The organism is Candidatus Erwinia haradaeae, assembly GCF_900698985.1.
Lineage (GTDB): Bacteria > Pseudomonadota > Gammaproteobacteria > Enterobacterales > Enterobacteriaceae > Erwinia_E > Erwinia_E haradaeae_B.
This window is the reverse complement of record NZ_LR217730.1, coordinates 649,059-670,226: the sequence shown is the minus strand read 5'-3', so window position 1 is coordinate 670,226 and position 21,168 is coordinate 649,059. Positions and strand designations below refer to the sequence as shown.

General features: G+C 29.7%; 10 protein-coding genes. 3 read left to right on the top strand and 7 right to left on the bottom strand.

From position 1 onward, the window contains the following. Positions 1-36: 36 nt before the first annotated feature. The 7 genes from rpoB to secE all read right to left on the bottom strand — a co-directional run bounded on the left by rpoB (position 37) and on the right by secE (position 8,215). Entirely contained in the window at positions 37-4,065 is a 4,029-nt protein-coding gene (rpoB, locus tag ERCIPSPA2889_RS02100) for a DNA-directed RNA polymerase subunit beta (RefSeq protein WP_157989212.1), read from the bottom strand. 301 nt (positions 4,066-4,366) lie between these two features. Beyond that, entirely contained in the window at positions 4,367-4,735 is a 369-nt protein-coding gene (gene rplL, locus ERCIPSPA2889_RS02095; RefSeq protein ID WP_157989211.1) for a 50S ribosomal protein L7/L12, read from the bottom strand. Between the two features lie 74 nt (positions 4,736-4,809). Next, positions 4,810-5,316, bottom strand: a complete 507-nt coding sequence (rplJ, locus tag ERCIPSPA2889_RS02090; RefSeq protein WP_157989210.1) for a 50S ribosomal protein L10 — start codon at positions 5,314-5,316, stop codon at positions 4,810-4,812. A 534-nt stretch (positions 5,317-5,850) separates the two neighbouring features. After that, positions 5,851-6,555 carry a 50S ribosomal protein L1 gene (gene rplA, locus ERCIPSPA2889_RS02085; protein WP_157989209.1) on the bottom strand — a complete coding sequence of 235 codons (705 nt, stop codon included), beginning with the start codon at positions 6,553-6,555 and terminating at the stop codon, positions 5,851-5,853. Positions 6,556-6,559: 4 nt separating this feature from the next. Further along, the gene (rplK, locus tag ERCIPSPA2889_RS02080; RefSeq protein ID WP_157989208.1) at positions 6,560-6,988 is read right to left on the bottom strand and encodes a 50S ribosomal protein L11; all 429 of its coding nucleotides are present in this window, start codon (positions 6,986-6,988) and stop codon (positions 6,560-6,562) included. Positions 6,989-7,281: 293 nt separating this feature from the next. Then, positions 7,282-7,827: a transcription termination/antitermination protein NusG gene (gene nusG / locus ERCIPSPA2889_RS02075; protein ID WP_157989207.1), complete on the bottom strand. Its 546-nt coding sequence runs from the start codon at positions 7,825-7,827 to the stop codon at positions 7,282-7,284. Position 7,828: 1 nt separating this feature from the next. Further along, entirely contained in the window at positions 7,829-8,215 is a 387-nt protein-coding gene (gene secE / locus ERCIPSPA2889_RS02070) for a preprotein translocase subunit SecE (RefSeq protein WP_157989206.1), read from the bottom strand. A 1,610-nt stretch (positions 8,216-9,825) separates the two neighbouring features. Between secE and ptsI the strand changes: the two genes are divergently transcribed. The 3 genes from ptsI (at position 9,826) to ppk1 (ending at position 20,098) form a co-directional block, all read left to right on the top strand. Continuing rightward, the gene (gene ptsI / locus ERCIPSPA2889_RS02065; protein WP_157989205.1) at positions 9,826-11,559 is read left to right on the top strand and encodes a phosphoenolpyruvate-protein phosphotransferase PtsI; all 1,734 of its coding nucleotides are present in this window, start codon (positions 9,826-9,828) and stop codon (positions 11,557-11,559) included. A gap of 1,606 nt (positions 11,560-13,165) precedes the next feature. Then, the gene (udk, locus tag ERCIPSPA2889_RS02060) at positions 13,166-13,813 is read left to right on the top strand and encodes a uridine kinase (protein ID WP_157989204.1); all 648 of its coding nucleotides are present in this window, start codon (positions 13,166-13,168) and stop codon (positions 13,811-13,813) included. Positions 13,814-18,031: 4,218 nt separating this feature from the next. Then, positions 18,032-20,098 (top strand): polyphosphate kinase 1, encoded by a 2,067-nt coding sequence (gene ppk1, locus ERCIPSPA2889_RS02055; RefSeq protein ID WP_157989203.1) that lies wholly within the window; start codon positions 18,032-18,034, stop codon positions 20,096-20,098. Positions 20,099-21,168 lie beyond the last annotated feature (1,070 nt).

Here is a 21,168-nt window from a genome sequence, read left to right as displayed (position 1 = left end):
GAGCGCACTGTAAACAGTACAGCAGATGCCAGTTAATTATTCATCTTCTAGGTCAATATTAATACCTAAAGATCGGATTTCTTGTAAGAGGACATTGAATGATTCTGGCATACCCGGTTCCATCTGATGGTTACCATCGACAATATTTCTATACATTTTGGTTCGACCATTTACATCGTCAGATTTTACAGTTAACATTTCCTGTAAGGTATACGCTGCACCATATGCTTCTAATGCCCACACTTCCATCTCACCGAAGCGTTGACCACCAAATTGCGCTTTACCACCTAAGGGTTGTTGTGTTACAAGACTGTATGATCCAGTTGAACGTGCGTGCATTTTATCATCTACTAAATGGTTAAGTTTAAGCATATACATATACCCTACAGTAACCTTACGTTCAAATTTTTCACCAGTACGACCATCAAATAAAGTAATCTGACCGGAAGATGGTAGTCCACCGAGTTGTAATAGATCCTTGATTTCACTCTCTTGCGCGCCATCGAACACCGGGGTAGCAATTGGCATACCTGCTTTTAAATTTTTAGCTAAAGATAATATTTCGTTATCTGTAAAATTATTTAAGTTGACTTTTTGGCGTATATTGGTACCTAGATTGTAGGCTATCTGCATAAACTCACGTAATTCAGAGATTTCTGATTTTTTTTCTAGAAGTTTATTGATTTTTTCTCCAATGCCTTTTGCAGCCATGCCAAGATGAGTTTCGAGAATTTGACCAATATTCATACGTGATGGTACACCCAATGGATTTAAGACAATATCTACTGGAATACCATGTTCATCATAAGGCATATCTTCAATTGGATTAATTTTTGAGATAACACCTTTATTTCCATGGCGGCCAGCCATTTTATCACCAGGTTGAATTTGACGCTTTACAGCTAAGTACACTTTAACTATTTTTAATATTCCGGGCGCTAAATCATCCCCTTGTGTGATTTTTCGGCGTTTTTCATTAAGTCTTTTTTCAAACTCATTTTTTAACTCATGATACTGGTCAGTGAGATTTATTAATTGGCTCTTGCTATCTTTATCAGATAAATTAATTTCTAACCATCTTGTTCGAGGAAGGCTATTAAGTTTGTCTGCTTCTACACCATTAGCAAGAAGAAGAGCTTGAATGCGATTAAATAAGTTTTTTTCAAGGATCTTTAATTTTTCAGCTAAATCTTTCTTTACATGTTTTACTTGTATTTCTTCAATATCTAAGGTGCGTTCATCTTTTTCTATTCCGTCACGTGTAAAAATTTGAACGTCAATTACTGTACCTGATACACCATTAGGCACTCTAAGGGATGAGTCTTTAACATCAGATGCTTTTTCACCAAAAATAGCACGGAGTAGCTTTTCTTCAGGTGTTAATTGAGTTTCACCTTTTGGTGTAACTTTTCCAACTAAAATATCACCCCCGGTAACTTCAGCGCCAATGTACACAATACCAGATTCATCTAGTTTAGACAGTGCAGCTTCACCTACATTTGGAATATCAGCACTGATTTCTTCTGCTCCTAGTTTTGTATCACGTGATATACAGGATAACTCTTGGATATGGATACTAGTAAAACAATCATCCTGCAGTACGCGTTCAGAGATTAATATAGAGTCTTCGAAATTATAGCCATTCCATGGCATAAAAGCTACGCGCATGTTTTGACCAAGAGCTAACTCACCAAGATCAGTTGCAGGACCATCAGCAAGGACATCACCGCGTTCAATGATATCACCAAGATTTACACATGGCATTTGATTAATACAAGTGTTTTGATTAGATCGCGTATATTTGGTAAGATTATAAATATCTATGCCAGCTTCATCTGAATGAATTGCATTGTCATTAACTTTAATAACAATACGTGAAGCATCTACATATTGAACAAGACCACCACGTTTTGCTACAGCAGTTACACCAGAATCGACAGCGACAGCGCGTTCCATGCCAGTACCTATTAGTGGTTTTTCAGCGCGTAAAGTAGGAACTGCTTGACGCTGCATATTTGCCCCCATTAATGCACGATTTGCGTCATCGTGCTCTAGAAATGGTATGAGCGAGGCACCAACAGAGACAATTTGTTGAGTGGAAACATCCATATAATTAATCTGATCAGAACTAAATAAACTTGATTCTCCATTATTACGGCAAGTGACTAGATCATCAATAATTTCACCTGATTTATTAAGGTTTGTGTTAGCCTGTGCAATAATGTAGTTACCTTCCTCTATAGCTGAGAGATAATGAATGTCATTTGTCACAGCTCCATTATGAACTCGTCGGTATGGAGTTTCTAAAAAACCGTATTCGTTTGTCTGTGCATATACAGATAAAGAGTTAATTAAGCCAATATTAGGCCCCTCTGGGGTCTCAATAGGACATACACGCCCGTAATGAGTTGGATGAACATCTCTTACTTCAAATCCTGCACGTTCACGTGTTAAACCTCCAGGTCCTAAGGCAGAAATACGACGTTTATGTGTAATTTCAGATAAAGGATTATTTTGATCCATAAACTGAGATAGCTGACTAGATCCAAAAAACTCTTTTACTGATGCAGAAATAGGTTTTGCGTTGATCATGTCCTGAGGCATCAGCGTATCGAGATCACCTAAAGATAGGCGTTCTTTTACTGCTCTCTCTACACGAATCAGACCAACACGAAATTGATTTTCAGCCATTTCTCCAACAGAGCGAATACGACGATTACCGAGATGATCGATATCGTCTACCTCACCCATGCCGTTACGGATCCCAATAAGTTTCTGCATGACTTGAATGATGTCTTCTTTATTTAGGACCCCGGGACCCTCTACATTTTTACGATTGAGGGAGCGATTGAATTTCATACGACCTACTTTAGATAGGTCGTAGCGTTCTTCTGAAAAAAATAAATTCTCGAATAAATTTTCTGCTGCTTCATGAGTTGGTGGCTCACCAGGGCGCATCATGCGATATATCTCTAGTAAAGCACTTAAACGATCAATTGTTGGGTCAATGCGCATAACTTCGGAAATATATGGACCGTGATCAAGATCATTAGTAAAAATAGTTTTAATGGTGTTATGCCCTGATTTTCTTAGTTTTGTCAACAAATCTATTGATAAGGGCATATTTGCTGTAATCAGGATTTCACCAGTATTTTTATCAATATAGTCTTGTGCAATAACTTTATTATTAATATAATCAAGTGGTACCTGAATATCAGTTATTCCGTCTTTTTCCAGATGACGAATATGACGTGCAGTAATGCGTCGTCCTTTTTCGACGTATACAGTATCATGTGATTTGATATCGAAAGTTGCTGTTTCACCACGTAGTCGCTCGGGAATTAACTCCATCCGTAATTTATTATCATGAATGTGATATACTACTTTTTCAAAAAATAAATCTAAAATCTGCTCAGAAGTATAATTCAGCGCTCTCAAAATAGTAGTTACAGGAAGCTTGCGACGTCGATCAATTCGAACAAATAAATGATCTTTTGGATCAAATTCAAAATCTAGCCAAGAGCCACGATATGGAATAATACGTGCGTTGTACAATACTTTACCTGAAGAGTGCGTTTTTCCTTTATCGCTATCGAAAAATACACCTGGGCTACGATGGAGCTGAGATACAATTACTCGTTCTGTACCATTAATAATAAAAGTACCATTAGCAGTCATAAGTGGAATTTCACCCATGTATACCTCTTGCTCTTTTATGTCTTTTACGGTACCTGATGGCGCTTCTCGTTCATAGATGACCAGTCGTAACTTTACGCGTAGTGGAGCACAAAAAGTAATGCCACGAATTTGACATTCTTTTACATCAAAGATAGGTTCGCCTAAACAGTAACTAACGTACTGTAGTTCAGAATGAGCACTATAGCTTTGAATTGGAAATACGGAACGAAATGCTGCCTCTAGACCGTATTGACCTTTTGGATCTTTCTCGATGAATTTCTGAAACGAGTTAAGTTGGATAGAAAGGAGATAAGGAATGTCCAAAACTTGTGGACGCTTACCAAAATCCTTACGAATACGTTTTTTTTCGGTATAAGAGTAAACCATGGGGTTCCTCAGCTCGCTGAAAAATAGAACCTTTTTCTCCGTCCATGGGGACAGTTCTTTAATGCTGTTGAATGATTCAGATAGTAGATAATCTTTTGATAGTATTTCCGTCTATCCACTTTAGAGATTATAATCATAAACAGAATCTCTAATCTCTAGTTATTAATCAGCACAAGCTATTAATTTAATTTTAGATTAAAATGTAAAATATAATAAACATTATACTGTATCTATCAAAATATTTGATACTTTAGGAACAACTAGTGACCAAACTGTATTGTCTTATAATCTATAATAGTATTTATCTAACTTCTACTAGTGCACCCGCTGATTCTAGTATTTTTTGTAAAGATTCTGAATCTTCTTTGCTGATGCCTTCTTTTAATGTAGTCGGTGCAGATTCCACCAAATCCTTAGCTTCTTTTAGGCCTAATCCAGTGGCACTTCTAACTGCTTTTATGACAGCAATTTTATTACTACCCATAGATTTAAGTATTACATCAAATTCAGTTTTTTCTTCTATATCTTCCGCCTCGTCAACAGGCCCTGAAACGGTATACGAAGCTGCTGATACCCCAAATTTTTCTTCCATAGAAGAGATTAAATCAATAATTTCCATTACAGATAAATCTGCAATGCCTTCAATAATTTGCTCTTTAGTGAGTGACATCTCATATTCCTAGATTTAAAAATAATTTATTATATAATGTGTAAAACTGCGAAAGTCTCATTAAGATATTTTTACTAAACTGTCACAGTTGCTTTTTTTTGGTCATAAACGGCAACTAAAGTTCGGACTAGTTTTCCGGCAGCTGCTTCTCGGATGGTTGCCATAAGCTGCTGAATGGACTCATTGTAAGTTGGCAAAGTCGCGAGTCGATCAATGTGATCTGAACTAATTAGCGCCCCATCAAAAGCTGCAGCTTTGATTTTGAAGTTAACATTTTTCTTAGAAAAATCTTTAAATAGACGGGCTGCAGCCCCTGGATGATCCATAGAGTAAGCAATTAAAGTTGGCCCAGTCAAAATATTTTTTAGACACTCAAATTTTGTTCCTATGATGGCGCGATGTAATAAAGTATTACGGATGACACACATATGCACCCCCGCTTCTCGGCCTGATTTGCGCAGTTCAGTCATTTTGTCTACATTTACACCACGGGAATTTGCCACTACCGCAGATAATGCGCTTTTCGTTATTTTAGTAACTTCAGAAACAATTGCTTTTTTGTCTTGAAGATTCAAGGGCATTAGTATGTTCTCCTGGGTGATAACTGAGATCACCTAAAAACTCATATTTTACTTAACTCATTCATGCCAGAACACATTGATTATAAAGCATTATGATAAGCAGAATTTAAAGTTAAGAATATATGTTAAAATTATTTTTGCTTTTATCACCGATTGCACAAAAAATTATGGTATAAAATATTTCGTATCAATATCATTCGGTTTTAAATACAAAATATATGATTGAGACGCCTATGTTTTAATAAACACTCTAATGTGGTTTCATGAATTAAGATTAATGTGTTTAAAACTGCGCAATCCTTTAAATCAGTGAGAGCTTGATACGGTCGATATTTTTCAAGTTATCGTACCTAAAGTACCTAATAATCAACTATTATATAATGCAATGACTATTTCCTTTCTGTAGGTTAAAATGTAAAATAATCACTACACAAGTGATTTTTTTTTGAAAATTATATTTTCATATGGACGCAATTCAAATACAAGTTGTAACATTTAAGATTAAAATAATTAAGATATGTGAGAATGTAAATATTAAGTTATACAGGATTTAAGACTTACTGGATTTATTGTTAAACTTGCGCCCATGGTACTAGAAAGACTAATTTTTTTAATAAAAAGTCCTTTTACCTGAGGAGGTCTGGATTTTTTTATCGAAAAAAGAAAAGATTCTAAGTTATCAATTAATTGCTCTGAACTAAAACTTACTTTACCAATAGTAAGATGTATTATGCCGTTTTTGTCATTACGATAACAAACTTGACCAGATTTAGCGTTTTTGACTGCTTCTCCAATATTAGGTGTAACTGTACCTATTTTTGGATTTGGCATTAAACCGCGTGGTCCAAGGATCTGACCTACTTGACTAACGATATGCATTGCATCTGGAGATGCAATCACAACATCAAAGTTTAATTCACCTTTTTTGATCTTTTCTGCTAGATCTTCCATTCCAATAAGTTCAGCTCCAGAGGCTTTAGCAGCTACAGCATCATCTCTATGGGCAAATACTGCTACTCGAACAAAACGACCAGTGCCATGTGGAAGTATAACATATCCTCGTATGTTTTGATCAGATCTTCGTGCATCAATCCCTAAGTTTACCGCTACATCAACACTCTCGATAAAGCGCGCGCTGGCTAGTTCTTTTATTAAAATCAGCGCTTGATTAATATCATATAATTGAGCAGAATGGATGCGTTCACGAATTATACGCATACGTTTAGTTAGCTTGATCATTTTATTATTCCTCTACTACTAACCCCATAGAGTAAGCAGTTCCTAAAATTGAACGGCTGATTGCTTCAATATTAGCTCCAGTCATATCTGCTGCTTTAATTTCTGCTATATTACGTATTTGAGCATGTGATAAAGTGCCAACTTTATCTTTTTTTGATTGACTAGATCCGGATTTTATACCAGCTGCTTTCTTTAACAAGACTGCTGAAGGAGGTGTTTTAGTAATAAAAATAAAAGAGCGATCAGAGTAAACAGTAATTACGACTGGAATCGGAACCCCTTTTTCCATTGATTCTGTTTTAGCATTAAATGCTTTACAGAATTCCATAATATTTACCCCTTTCTGACCGAGAGCCGGACCTACTGGAGGACTCGGGTTTGCCATGCCAGCTGCAACTTGCAGCTTAATGTAGGCTTGTACTTTCTTAGCCATTGTAATGCCTCGAATAGAGTGATAATTTTTTTAATCTAGTAAACTTTCTATAACTATTCTACAGATATATAATATATAAAAATGAATATATAATAGCACATTATATATAGCTATATAATATATATGTAGTAGTCTTTAAAAATATACTGATGTAATAGTAATTACATGACTCTCGCAATGTTGATATACTCATCATATGGGATAAAATTAACAGTTGAGTTTTTCAGATAACGCATTAAATATATATATCAGATTATATAGGTTATTATAATTCATATAGGTTATTGTAATTCTTACCCTTTTTCTACTTGAGCAAAATCTAACTCTACTGGTGTTGCGCGGCCAAATATAGAAACGGATACTTTTAAACGACTTTTTTCGTAATCAACTTCTTCTACTACGCCATTAAAATCAGAAAATGGCCCGTCATTGACACGCACAATCTCACCGGGTTCAAATAGTGTTTTAGGGCGTGGTTTATCTCCAATTTTTTGCAAAAGAGTGGCGATAGCTTTTACTTCTTTGTTACTAATTGGTGCTGGATGATCAGACGTTCCACCGATAAACCCCATTACTCGTGGTATTTTTCGCACAAGATGCCAGCTAGCGTCATGCATAATCATTTGAACTAACACGTATCCTGGGAAAAACTTACGCTCACTTTTTCGACGCTGGCCTCGACGGATCTCAACTACTTCTTCGGTGGGTACCATAATATCGCCAAATAATTTTTCCATATTATTCAACTTAATATGCTCGCGCAATGATTGAGCTACGCGACTTTCAAAACCGGAAAACGCCTGTATGACATACCAACGTTTTTGTGGGGCTTCCGACATCTTAAAACCTCAGGCCAGTAATAAATGATACCAGGCGGACTAGGATACTATCCAGTCCCCATAAAATGAATGACATTATAGCAGTTACCGCACTAACAATAAATGTAGTATGGAACGTTTCCTGACGAGTAGGCCAGATAATTTTACGAAGCTCATTATGAGCTTGGTATGTAAAATTTAATGCTGTTTTGCCTTGTATAGTAAATAGTGCAAGGATAATTGCTGCTATCATTAATAACATAATTACAAGTACACGAACTGGAAATAATATATCATGATATATAACATTTCCAATAATAGCAGTCACTATTAATAGTGTTACACCTAACCACTTATAAATCTCTATTTTCTTCTTTTTTTTTGGAGCATCTTCTATACTATCATTCATAAATAAGTTTACCATTTCATAAATAAAAATACTTAATTAATATTGAACTCATAAAATATAGAATATTTTCAATATTATTTTTAGTACCGGTCCCTTGCAGATAAAAGAATTATCAGTGCATAAAATTAGGATTATTTCTGTATTTATAGTTATAGACGAATATTGTAGTTAAAGAAGGAATTTTAATAATGCTCCTTTATTAGCAGTTCGTCAAATTTTTATCTAATATCGTTATCTAATATAATGAATTAATCGCTTTATAAATCCAACGTCTCCTGGATTGAAAATAAATTGTAGATATAATTTATTTATATTTCAGTGTCAATTTTAGACCTATAAATAATATATTGATAAACTAATTTATATATAAAATTAGACAATAAAGAAAGAAAAAAATAAAGAAACTTACTGTAGTAATATACTAAATCAAATTTATATATTGCCTGTACTGGTTTTAAAGAACTAATGTCCTGCTGGATGCTCTTAATTCTAGTAGATACACAAGGGTAATTTAAATAAAATAATAGGCATAAATTATGAATTATATCAATTTTTTAAAAAAGTATAAAATAGATTTAATCAAAGTATATTATATATAATATACTTTATCGATAAATATAATTTATAATGCTATGTATATCTGTATGATAATTATCATCATTGATGGCAATATTAGAGCTAGATTATAAAAAATCTTGGATAATGTTTTTTTATACTTATGCACAATTTAGATTAATTTACATATTCAAGAGATGATATAATACTTACTCTAGAAATCAAAAATAGTTGATCTATAAATAAATTATTATGACATCTATATAATTTATAATCATGTAAGACGCAATACAGTGCCATTATAATAGAGTATTTTTGTATAGAGTTTTTTTAATAGATTCCTTAAATAACCTCTTAAATGATGATTACTTGGCATTACTCTTATTTGATATCCTTTAATTCAGGTTAGATCTATCTTTTTACTGTTATAATCAGGCTTTAAAGTTATTAAAGTATAGTTAATATACTCTTAATTTCAGAAAAATGATTTGAGTTTAATGCTCAGCTCTCCTAATATTAATGGCGTCGGTTGGCAATGCGTACGAAAAATATAGCTAACATCGCAGACTTTGGTCATAATGTGTTTAGTCAGGCGATTATATTGAGGTAGATTGTATTTAATCTTTGCATAATGATAGTATAGATATGTTCTATATTTTTTTATCAACATGTAACAATTTTTTAGAGTTCAGATTTTATTTCACATGAGCGTATAATTTTATTCTGAAAAAAATCATATATGTATTTATTAGAATAATGATTTTTTACGATGTGAGTATTATGTCTGTTGGTTAATTAGGATAAAATCATCCACGATGGATTACAGGTCATTATCTTTCTGATAATAGTTTTAAAATAAAATTAATATTTAAAAATCTTCCATATACTTTGCTATATACTTATTAAGTATAAATATTTTTGCTTTCTGCTTAGTATCAATAAAAACGATATCTTTAAATATTTTTTAATTGATTGTCTTGCTGTATTTTTTAAAAAATCAGCATGACTAATATAGTAACTTCTTTTATAAAGTTTTATAAATTCAAGGTAGAGTTATGATTTCAGGTATTATTGCGTCACCAATGATAGCATTTGGAAAAGCTGTTCTCCTTAAAGAAGAAGAGATTGTTATCAACAGAAAAACTATCTCATTAGACCAAATTAACAGTGAAATTCAGCGCTTTATTTATGGTCGCCAAAAATCTTACGAGCAACTTGCAGTAATTAAAATGAAAGCTAATAAAGTGCATGGATCAGGAAAAACAGAGATTTTTGAAGGACATGTTATGCTTCTAGAGGATGAGGAGCTTGAACAGGAAATCACTTCTTTTATTAAAGATGAGTTAGTTACTGCTGATTTTGCTGTATATACTGTTATTAATGCTCAAGCCAAAGCCTTAGAGGACCTCGAGGATGCTTATCTGAGAGAACGCGCATCTGACGTACTAGATATAGGTCAGCGTCTATTAAAAAATATTTTAGGATTACAGATTACCGATCTTAGTGCTATTAATGAAGAAGCTATACTTATCGCTAAAGATTTAACACCCTCAGATATTGCCCAGATTAACTTAAAAAAGGTGTTGGGTTTTATTACTGATCTTGGAGGGCAAACTTCGCATACTTCAATCATGGCTCGTTCATTAGAGTTACCAGCTATTGTTGGTACTGGAGATATTACTCGTCGAGTTAAAGATGGCGATTTTTTAATTCTAGATGGCATAAATAACCAAATATATGTTAATCCAGCCCCAGAGAAAATTAAAGAGCTGAAAAAATTAGCCGATCAACATAATATCAAAAAAAACGAATTATTAAAACTAAAAGCATTACCGGCAATCACTCTTGATAATCATCAAGTACAGGTTGCTGCCAATATTGGAACGATACATGATATTGCAGGGGCAAAACGTTATGGTGCAGAAGGTGTAGGATTGTATCGTACTGAATGTTTATTCATGGATCGTAATTCATTACCTAGCGAAGAAGAGCAGTTTCAGGTCTATAAAGCTGTGGTAGAAGCTGTGGGTGCTCGTGGTGTAATAATACGAACTATGGATATTGGTGGTGATAAAGATTTACCATATATGAATCTACCAAAAGAGACTAACCCTTTTCTTGGTTGGCGGGCTATTCGTATTTCGATGGACCGTACTGATATGCTTCATGCACAATTACGTGCTATGTTGCGTGCTTCTATTTTTGGTGAATTGCGTATTATGTTTCCTATGGTCATTTCTGTTGAAGAAGTGCGTTTTTTAAAAAAAGAGCTTCAAAGCTTAAAAGAGCAACTATATAGAGAATCTATCCAATTCAATAACAAGATTGAGATTGGCATTATGATAGAAACTCCTGCCTCTGCAATAATTGCGTGTCACTTAGCAAAAGAAGTGGATTTTTTTAGTATTGGAACAAACGACCTAACACAGTATACTTTAGCGGTAGATCGTGGAAATGATCTTATATCTCACTTATATAATCCCATGTGTCCTTCTGTTTTGATGTTAATTAAAAAAGTCATTGACGCTTCTCATTATGAAGGTAAGTGGACAGGTATGTGTGGTGAGTTAGCAGGAGATCCACGAGCAACTCTATTATTATTAGGTATGGGGCTGGATGAATTTAGCATGAGCGCTATTTCTATTCCACGTATAAAGAAAATTATTCGTAGTGTGCATTTTGAAGACACCAAGAAATTAGCGCAACAAGCGTTAATTGAACCGACTTCTGATGCAATAGTAAATATAGTCAATGATTTTCTTAAAGAAAGGAAGTTAACTTTAGAATAAAAATATATTTTTATTATATGATATAAATCAACAGAAATAAAATACATTAAAGAATTTATATCAGAATATCTCTTCTAGAGATTTTATATTTTATAAAATTATCTAAATACTATATAATAAAAATTAAATTATTAGGACTCTATCGGCACGACGTTTATAAAAGTTTAAGAATGTATCAATAAAATTTATGTATATTATAATAATAGAGTTCATATCGTATTTTTATAATTCAGCATAAGTTTTATTATTTCTCACATTATTTTCAGTAAAAAAACAGAATGATTTATTAAAAGATTTCGAAGATAATTGAGAATATGAGCTGTATTGCGTTTTAGTCTAATGAAGCCTATTGAGGCACAAAAATAAAATCGAATAATTTTATCTTAATATCTATTATCAGGGATTGTACAGTTCTCTCATAGTTCTGTAACTATGAATAATGTTTTGCTAAGTTTTTATCACAAATCTTCGAGATATCCGCAATTCATTTAATAGATATTTTTATCTATGAATGATATCAATCATCTCGCAAATAATATTTATATTATTCCATGCAGTACTTAGTGGATATCTTTAGTTTCAGTATAGTTAAGGTTGTGGTAAAATGATATGGTTGGTTAAAATGGGATATTATAATATTTAAGATACAATCAAGAAGCTGTTTACTTTGGACAGATTTGTATCTTAAAACTAGTATATAAAATATCGTATATGTATACTTTTGCTTTAGATTATTATTATCCTAATAGTGTAATTTTTTAGAGTCAGGCGTATTTACTAGTAGTTGTATTAGTATAAAACTAATAATGATATTAATCATCATGATATAAAAAAACATTGTAAATAAGTTTTAAATACATACTACAAAAATAAAGATTCTTTTAAAAAAAGAAGGTAGTGAGATTTTAAGATCTTATTTTTAAGACTCTACTATTTTGGATCATCGAAAAAAAACAAGAAAGTTCTATTATTTATTAATGATCAAAGACAAAATATCAATTGAGTATTAACAGAGATTTGAATTTATCAATTTACTGATGCTTAAAACTCTATTAGTAATATTTACTCTGATTGTTATGCATAATTTTCTGATAGATTACCCACCAAATAAAAATGTTTAGAATATAAAAAATATATGTACCCACGATTAAAATTGATAAACATAAGTATTAACAATTATTTTTGATGATCAATGCAGTGATCGTATACTAACAAGTATTTTTTAATACTATATCAATATGTATAAGCAAGTACTATAATGCACCTCAATTAGATTATACTCACTAAATAGAATCTTAATTTCTATATTACTATGTGCCTATTGTAGGCTAGCAGATTTAAAATTAGAAAAATAAAATTCTTAGAATATATGTCACTATCTGGTCCGTATAGGTTCTACTCTATAAATCCTATTAGATAATAGCGATATAACTATGAAAAACTAACGCTATGAGTAGTATATTACTACTATACATTATTATAATATAGCGACAAATTGCGCTTAGGTTTTTACACCTAGACTGGTTTATGGATATTTTCTGCATCGGACAATCTATAAATATTCATAGTGCCTTTTTATGCTGTTTTCAGTGCAGGTCGTTTAAATATGGTTGACAATTCGTCTCATCATCAGTGTGTTATTGTAGGTATCTCAGGCGCATCCGCCTCAGGTAAAAGTCTGATTGCTAGTACGTTGTATCATGAAGTTAGAGATCGTTTTGGTGATGATAATATTGGCGTGATTCCTGAAGACGCTTATTATAGAGACCAGGGACATTTAACTATGTCCGAAAGAGTAAAAACGAATTATGACCATCCAAATGCTATGGATCATAATCTACTTTTGCAACACCTGCAAATGTTAAAATCAGGATATTCAATTGATTTACCAGTTTATAGTTATGTTGAGCATACACGTACAAAAAAAACACTACATTTAAAACCAAAAAAGGTAATTATCTTAGAAGGTATTTTGTTGCTAACAAACGCAAAATTACGTCAGGAGATGAATTTTTCTATTTTTGTGGATACTTCTCTCGACATTTGTCTGATGCGGCGCATGAAGCGTGATGTAAACGAGAGAGGGCGCTCTATAGATTCTGTTATGGATCAATATCAGAAGACAGTACGTCCTATGTTTTTGCAATTTATTGAACCTTGTAAGCAATATGCTGATATTATTGTACCGCGTGGAGGGAAGAATCGTATTGCGATTGATATTTTAAAAGCAAAAATTAATCAATTTTTTGAATAATAGAAACATGCTCTTGATTGTTCTATATTGAATTTTTGGTGTAATACTGATTATTACGAAAGGGGGTTAATTAAAACCATATCAAGTTAAAAAATACAGTTGCATGCGCTGGTCAATATTAATATATATAATTTTATATATGATATAATATGAATTTAATTGGATAGTAAATAAAATTAATATTTTTCTTATCTGCAAACTTAATGATAATGTTTTTATTCTACTTTTAGCGTCAATTAAACATTGAGTATAGAATTAATAATGATTATAACACCTTTATGTTTTTAATTGTTATTCATATATGTTTTTATAAACAACTGATAAAAGAGATAAATTATTCCAGTTATTAATTTTGTATATATTTTATATCTGATTGTATATATAATTATAATTATATGATTCTATAAGTTCGTTATAAATTGAATATGGTACATTCAATAGAATATATATAATAAATAAATAGTACTTATCAGTAATATAATTAATTTTATAGAAATAATTTAATGTTAAGTTTTTTTTATTATAGGATAGTTTCTAAAACTAATGCTAAACTCTTTGAGTAGTCTATACATTTATAGTTTAAGCCATTTTATTTTTTTTATTATCTTTAGTAAAAATCGGTGTTCCTTGCGATACGATTCAGTTTGTAAAAATATTAATAAATATAATGAAGTAAGAGATTAAATTTTAATCTTAATTAGTGTTTAGATAACACAGTCTTATTTTAAGACTGATGTTTAGATTTGTGACAACGTTATTCCATCTATTACCGTATTATCAAAACCTAGATACTCTGATATTTATTTTATATATATAGATATATTAAAATATATTTTTTGATTTATATCTTAATTACTATATATTTTTATTATTATCTCTTGACTTTATTTTTTTCCTGGTTTTATAAATAAGATCAATGGTAAGTCTTATCTTTTTAGGATATAATCAAATTGTTATACTGGAAGTTATGCATAAAATCATGTAACATAAAAAAAGTATGTATATTTGAAATATAAACTATAACTATATATCGGATATAATGGTCTAATGGTAATTAAACCTTCATTAAGATTATCTATGCATAAAACTCTTTCTCATGTATTAAATACATAATATATAGCAAGATAAAATATATTTTTATCTATTCCTATTCATGAGCGTTAATTAACTTTTTGAATACTTATGCTAGATTTTTATGGTATCAAGGTATTAAACTAATAATTTTGATTAAACATATTAAGAAAATTCAATATTATTGCTACTTGAGTATTAATATTGAATATTATATTGAAGTAGATTGGTTTTTATTTTTTTGAATGAAAGATTTTCCTATGATACATCAGTTTATGTTTTTGAGATCTTAGTTAAGACAGTGTTATTTATGCAGAAGGTTGATAAAGATAAGATATACAAGGACATTTATTTATGATATTTTTAAAAAATTTTTATAAAAAATCGATATTTAGATACTAAAATATAATACTGTTTCAAATATAGTTTTTTATTTTTAATAATAAATATTCAAGAGAGATTTGATAAGATATTTAGTGATTTTACTTAGGCTAATACGAGAATTTTTCTATTTTTTTTATTAATATATCTCCACAGGAAACTTTCAGTTCCTGCTTTGATTTTAAAATCAGCAATTAATACTAAGAATATCATTAAAAATAAATACACTACGTATTATGTTTATTTTTTACTAAATAGTTCAGGCGATTTTTTTTGTGCTTAGCAGACTAAAATATAACAGTATTAGGGTATGGATCAAATGCTTTAGTATTTCTAAATTTTTATTTAAAAAATATATTTCCTATTAGGGATTATAAAAAATATATTCTAATGTAGACTTTGAATACTAATATCTTTAATATGATGTATATCTATGTTAATAAATTTGATAAACATGCACATAATTTAATATGATAGAGTGCCGATAAAGACAACGCGAGAGAAAGGCTCTACTATTAATTTATATACACTTATATTATATGTTTGACAAAATCATAGAGTAATATTAAAATATTATTTTACTATTAATAAAAATACGTAACATTATTTGAGATATAAATACATATTTTTTTTAGATTCTATTAAATATACTTATATTGTGACGTATATCATGTTTTATTTAAAATTCTAAATTATCTATTGTTTTAAACGTTGTAGTATTGATCACACTATTTGTTTTTCTATAAAATATTCCAATATATATCATACTGTTGATTAAGATTATATTTTGATTTAGCATGGATAGTACATTATATCATTTCTAATGATATGATTAGTTTTAAATATTCATTATAAATCATATTATTCTTAATTTTTATTATACAAATTATAGTAAAAATTATTACCTTTCAAAAGACTTTACTCAAAGAGCTCTTAATAACCAATAATATTTCTATTCTTGATAAGTTAATACAGGAGAATCAAAAAAAATGAATCTTAACGTTACAATATCTTAATAGTGGAAATTTAGAAGATCTTATTCTAATTTTGCAAAGCGTGGCTATTTTTATATGATAACGGTCTATAAGTTTAGTAATTGAGTATCACTTAATCATCTTTTACTGATAATAATCTTTTTACTATATTGATAATATAAATTACATGATATAAAAGTCTTATGGTTTAATCAATATAAACAATAAAGTGATATGTATTATATTTTGATATAGAGTATATATGATTTTTAATTTAAAAAAATATACCTGTATTTTCTGTGATCTGCGAGTTATTTTCGATACTATCAAGATCTCGCTTTAAGGTTATATTTTAAAGTTTTTAGTTTAAAGATATGTATTAAAATTTTAAAATTTATTAAGAGTCAAATACTGATAAAATATTAAATATAAAATATAATGGTAAAATAGCACAGAAATTTTAAAAATAAATAATATGAAATATTTATTTATGTTGTTTTATTTATTTTTAAGAAAATAAAAATATTCATGAATGCAAGATATTTCCATACTTTTCTTAATTCAGTCTATACATACATGGCCTGTGATTAATTACAGCGTATACAGCTTATATGTAAACCATTTAATTTAGTATTATATTATACTTTGCTAGATCCTGAGTTTTGTGTATTATTAAATACTTTTTTTATTTTTTTATATATGTCAATTTTTGCAATCTGAATAGTATTCATGTGATTAAGAACCTCTTATCTTGGAGGTTTTTATACAATTTAGTTTGTATTATCATTACTTCTTGTAATGTTTTATCGCAGGAAATGCGGCGTTAGTGATAGAGCGATTACATTATTTTTTTACTATAAGAAATAACTAAATTTAATCGATCGTAAACTATATATTTTGAATGCACTGTTAAAACAATATAATTGTACTCATAGAATTTACAATTTTTTCCAGTATCATAAGATGATTTTTTTATTTAGTAATGTATTTTATGTATATTATTATTTAATAATCAACAGATCTTAAAATCATTCATTTATTTTGTAGGTCTAATGTGGAATGTTGGATAGTAAATATCCATATTTTTCCTTTTCTAGTACACTAGTTTCGATTATTTATATCCTTTATAAAAATTTCGATAGGAATATAGACTTTTATTATAGATAGTACATTATTTAATAAAGTACATACTATACAAATAGCTTAATATGTTAATAAAATGTCATTTTTACTTAAAAGAATACTTATATCAATTTACAATATTATTGTATGTTTTTGTGATTATGCATTAGTTTTTAATGCTATGCTCTCGATAAAACAATAAGATATTTCTATTTTTAATAGTGATAAAATCACACAGGATGATGCAATAACTTTGCAATCTTTAACTTTTAGACGAAAGATCTTAATATTTTTTTATAATATATATTATGGTATAAAAATATAGATATATTTATGAAAATGAAATAGCTAATAGTGATTAAGAAAAAATTAAGTAAATTAAAGAAGTTGGCTAAATATTAGAATGCGAAAGTTATCTATTAATATCCATTTTATTTTTTTTATTATATATGATTAAGAATATTAGATCTTGCACAGTGAGTTGGTTTTTAAGAGTCTTTTTTATTGTAAATATGATTTATACTTTTTATAAACAGATTATTGTGAATTAATCAATAATTATTAATTAGCATAATTTATATTACTCAGATTATACGTTAGACAGTACTAACATGTTGGGTTCTAGCCATTAAAGAACAACAGATACCTGAACCCCACAGAGAGGAATAGAGTGACAACGGATCAAGATCATCGATATATAGAAAAAGAATTAAGTTGGTTATCTTTTAACGAAAGAGTATTACAAGAAGCTTCTGATAAGACCAATCCATTGATTGAACGTATGCGTTTTCTTGGTATTTATTCTAGTAATTTAGAAGAGTTTTATAAAGTTAAATTTTCAGATCTGAAGCGGCGTATACTAATTAGTAAAGAACAAGACCTTCCAGGCGCTTCATATAATTTACTAAAAAAAATTCAGAAACGAGTTTTAATATTTGATCAAGAATTAAATATTTTATATAATGATTTATTATTGGAAATGGCACGTAATGAAATTTTTTTAATTAATGAACGTCAGTTAGCTGAGAATCAAAAAACTTGGTTAAGAAATTATTTTAAGTATAAATTGCGACAACATATAACTCCCATTTTAATTAATCATGATAGTGATTTAATGAGGTTCTTAAAGGATAATTATACTTATTTATCTGTTGAAATTATATATGGTGCAGAGATAAAATATGCTTTAATTGAGATTCCCTCTGATAAAGTGCCACGTTTTATACATTTACCTTCAGCGCTACCTTGTCGTCGAAAACCAATGATTTTATTAGATAATGTTTTGCGTTATTGCTTAGAGGACATTTTTTATGGATTATTTAAATATGATATAATTAATGCTTATGCCATCAAAATGACGCGTGATGCAGAGTACGACTTAGTGACTGAAATGGAATCCAGCTTATTAGAATTAATGTCCTCTAGTCTAAAACAAAGATTAACTGCTAAGCCAGTGCGCTTTATTTATCAACGTGACATGCCAGATGTCATGGTTAATATTTTGCGTAATAAACTAAATCTATCTAAGTATGACTCTATTTTACCAGGTGGGCGCTATCATAATTTTAAAGATTTTATCAATTTTCCAAATGTTGGTAAATCTCATTTATTTCATAAACCTTTAGCACAGTTACGACATTTACGATTTGATCGTTTTTTAAATGGATTCGATGCTATTCGTACTGGGGATATTCTTTTGTATTACCCATATCATACATTTGAGCATGTGCTAGATCTTCTTCATCAGGCATCTTTTGATCCCGTTGTATTAGAAATTAAAATTAATATTTATCGTGTTGCTGAAGATTCGCGTATTATTAATGCAATGATTCATGCCGCATATAATGGTAAAAAAGTTACAGTTGTAGTTGAGTTGCAGGCTAGATTTAATGAAGAGGCTAATATTCATTGGGCTAAGCGGTTGACTGAAGCTGGGGTTCATGTTATTTTCTCAGCACCAGGTTTGAAGATTCACGCTAAATTATTTTTAATTTCAAGATTTGAAAATGGAGAAATTAACCGCTATGCGCACATTGGCACTGGAAACTTTAATGAAAAGACTGCAAGATTGTATACGGATTACTCTCTCCTAACCGCTGATGCACGTATTACTAATGAAGTGCGACAAGTATTTCATTTTATTGCTAATCCATATCGCCCAGTAAACTTCAAACACCTTATAGTTTCACCGCAAAATGCGAGATATAGTCTTTATCAATTAATCGATAATGAAATCACTCATGCAAAACAAGGTGTATCTGCTGCAATCACCCTAAAATTAAATAATCTGGTTGATAAAGGGTTGGTAGATCGTTTATATACTGCTTCTAGTTGTGGTGTAAGAATTGATCTAGTAATTAGAGGTATGTGTACTCTCATACCAAAACTAAGAGGAATTAGTGAAAATATTCGTGCGATCAGTATTGTTGATCGTTATTTGGAACACGATCGTGTTTATATTTTTCGTCATGGATTAGAGACAAAAGTATTCCTATCTTCAGCAGATTGGATGACACGCAATATTGATGATCGCATAGAAGTCGGAGTAGCTATACTCAATCCTGTTCTTAAGCAACAGATTATAAATATTATGAAGATCTTAATAAATGATAATTTAAAAGCTCGTTTTATTGATAAAAACTTAAGTAATCGTTATGTACCACAAGGCAGACGACGTAAGATTCGCTCTCAAATAGCGATTTATAGATATATAAAATCTTTTGCACAAGTAGATTAAGAATCTATACAAAATAAAAATATAAATAAAATAAATAAATATTGCAGTTTTTTATGAGTTATTTTTTATTATTTATTGCATAATATCACCTTAATTTTGAAAAATTTTTGATATATATTAATTTTGATTAGGTAATTATCTATCATGGGGTAGTTTAGTTTAGACATAAAAACAAGGTTTTTCTAAATATGGTTAGTATTTAGCATAAATTAATCACACCCTAATATATATTTTAGTATGTGTAAAGAGTAAGTGTGTTGACTAAATAATATGGTTTTTATAATTTTATCTTCAAAAATATAGGATAAGCATTAGTATATTTACTATACTAAAATAAAGAACGTTTTAGATAATTAAAATCATGTTAATAAATGTGAAGCATCAATAATCAATTACTAATGGATCTAGTGACAAAGTGAGATAGATAAATGTGACAGAACAGCATCTACTTCTTGTATATTATAATTAAAACAGTGTTATAGATTTTTAAAATCATACTATATTTAGTAAAAAGATTACATAATAATCATTGAACACAGTATATAATGTATACTAAGCTTTATATCTTTTGTTAATAGATAATGTAGATTATACGCTATATAGTAAGAAGAGTTTATTAATATAGAATATTAAAAATCTTATAATTATGAATAAGTTTATATTGTTATATTCTTATATTGTTATGTTCTTATATTGTTATGAATTTTATCATTCTTATTGTTTTGAAGAGTTTATATTTATAAAATAACATAGATTATAGACTGATCACCTATTGAGTAAAAAATTAGATTTTGTATAGTGAGCGCTTTTTGTGAAAATTCAGATAACTACCTTATTAATCTAATATAGTAATATACTTCAAGGCTATTACAAGAACCCTCTAAAACAAGATTATTATTGTAATCTAGATCGGTATAGTAAATTTAGATTTTTTATAATATATTAAACATTTTAATAATATTTCTCTCTAATTACTGCAATCGACACTTATTAAGATAAATTAGAACATAATTTTTCTAATTATTAAGAGAGGAAAATATTTCTTAATTAATTTATCTCTCTAATTTTTT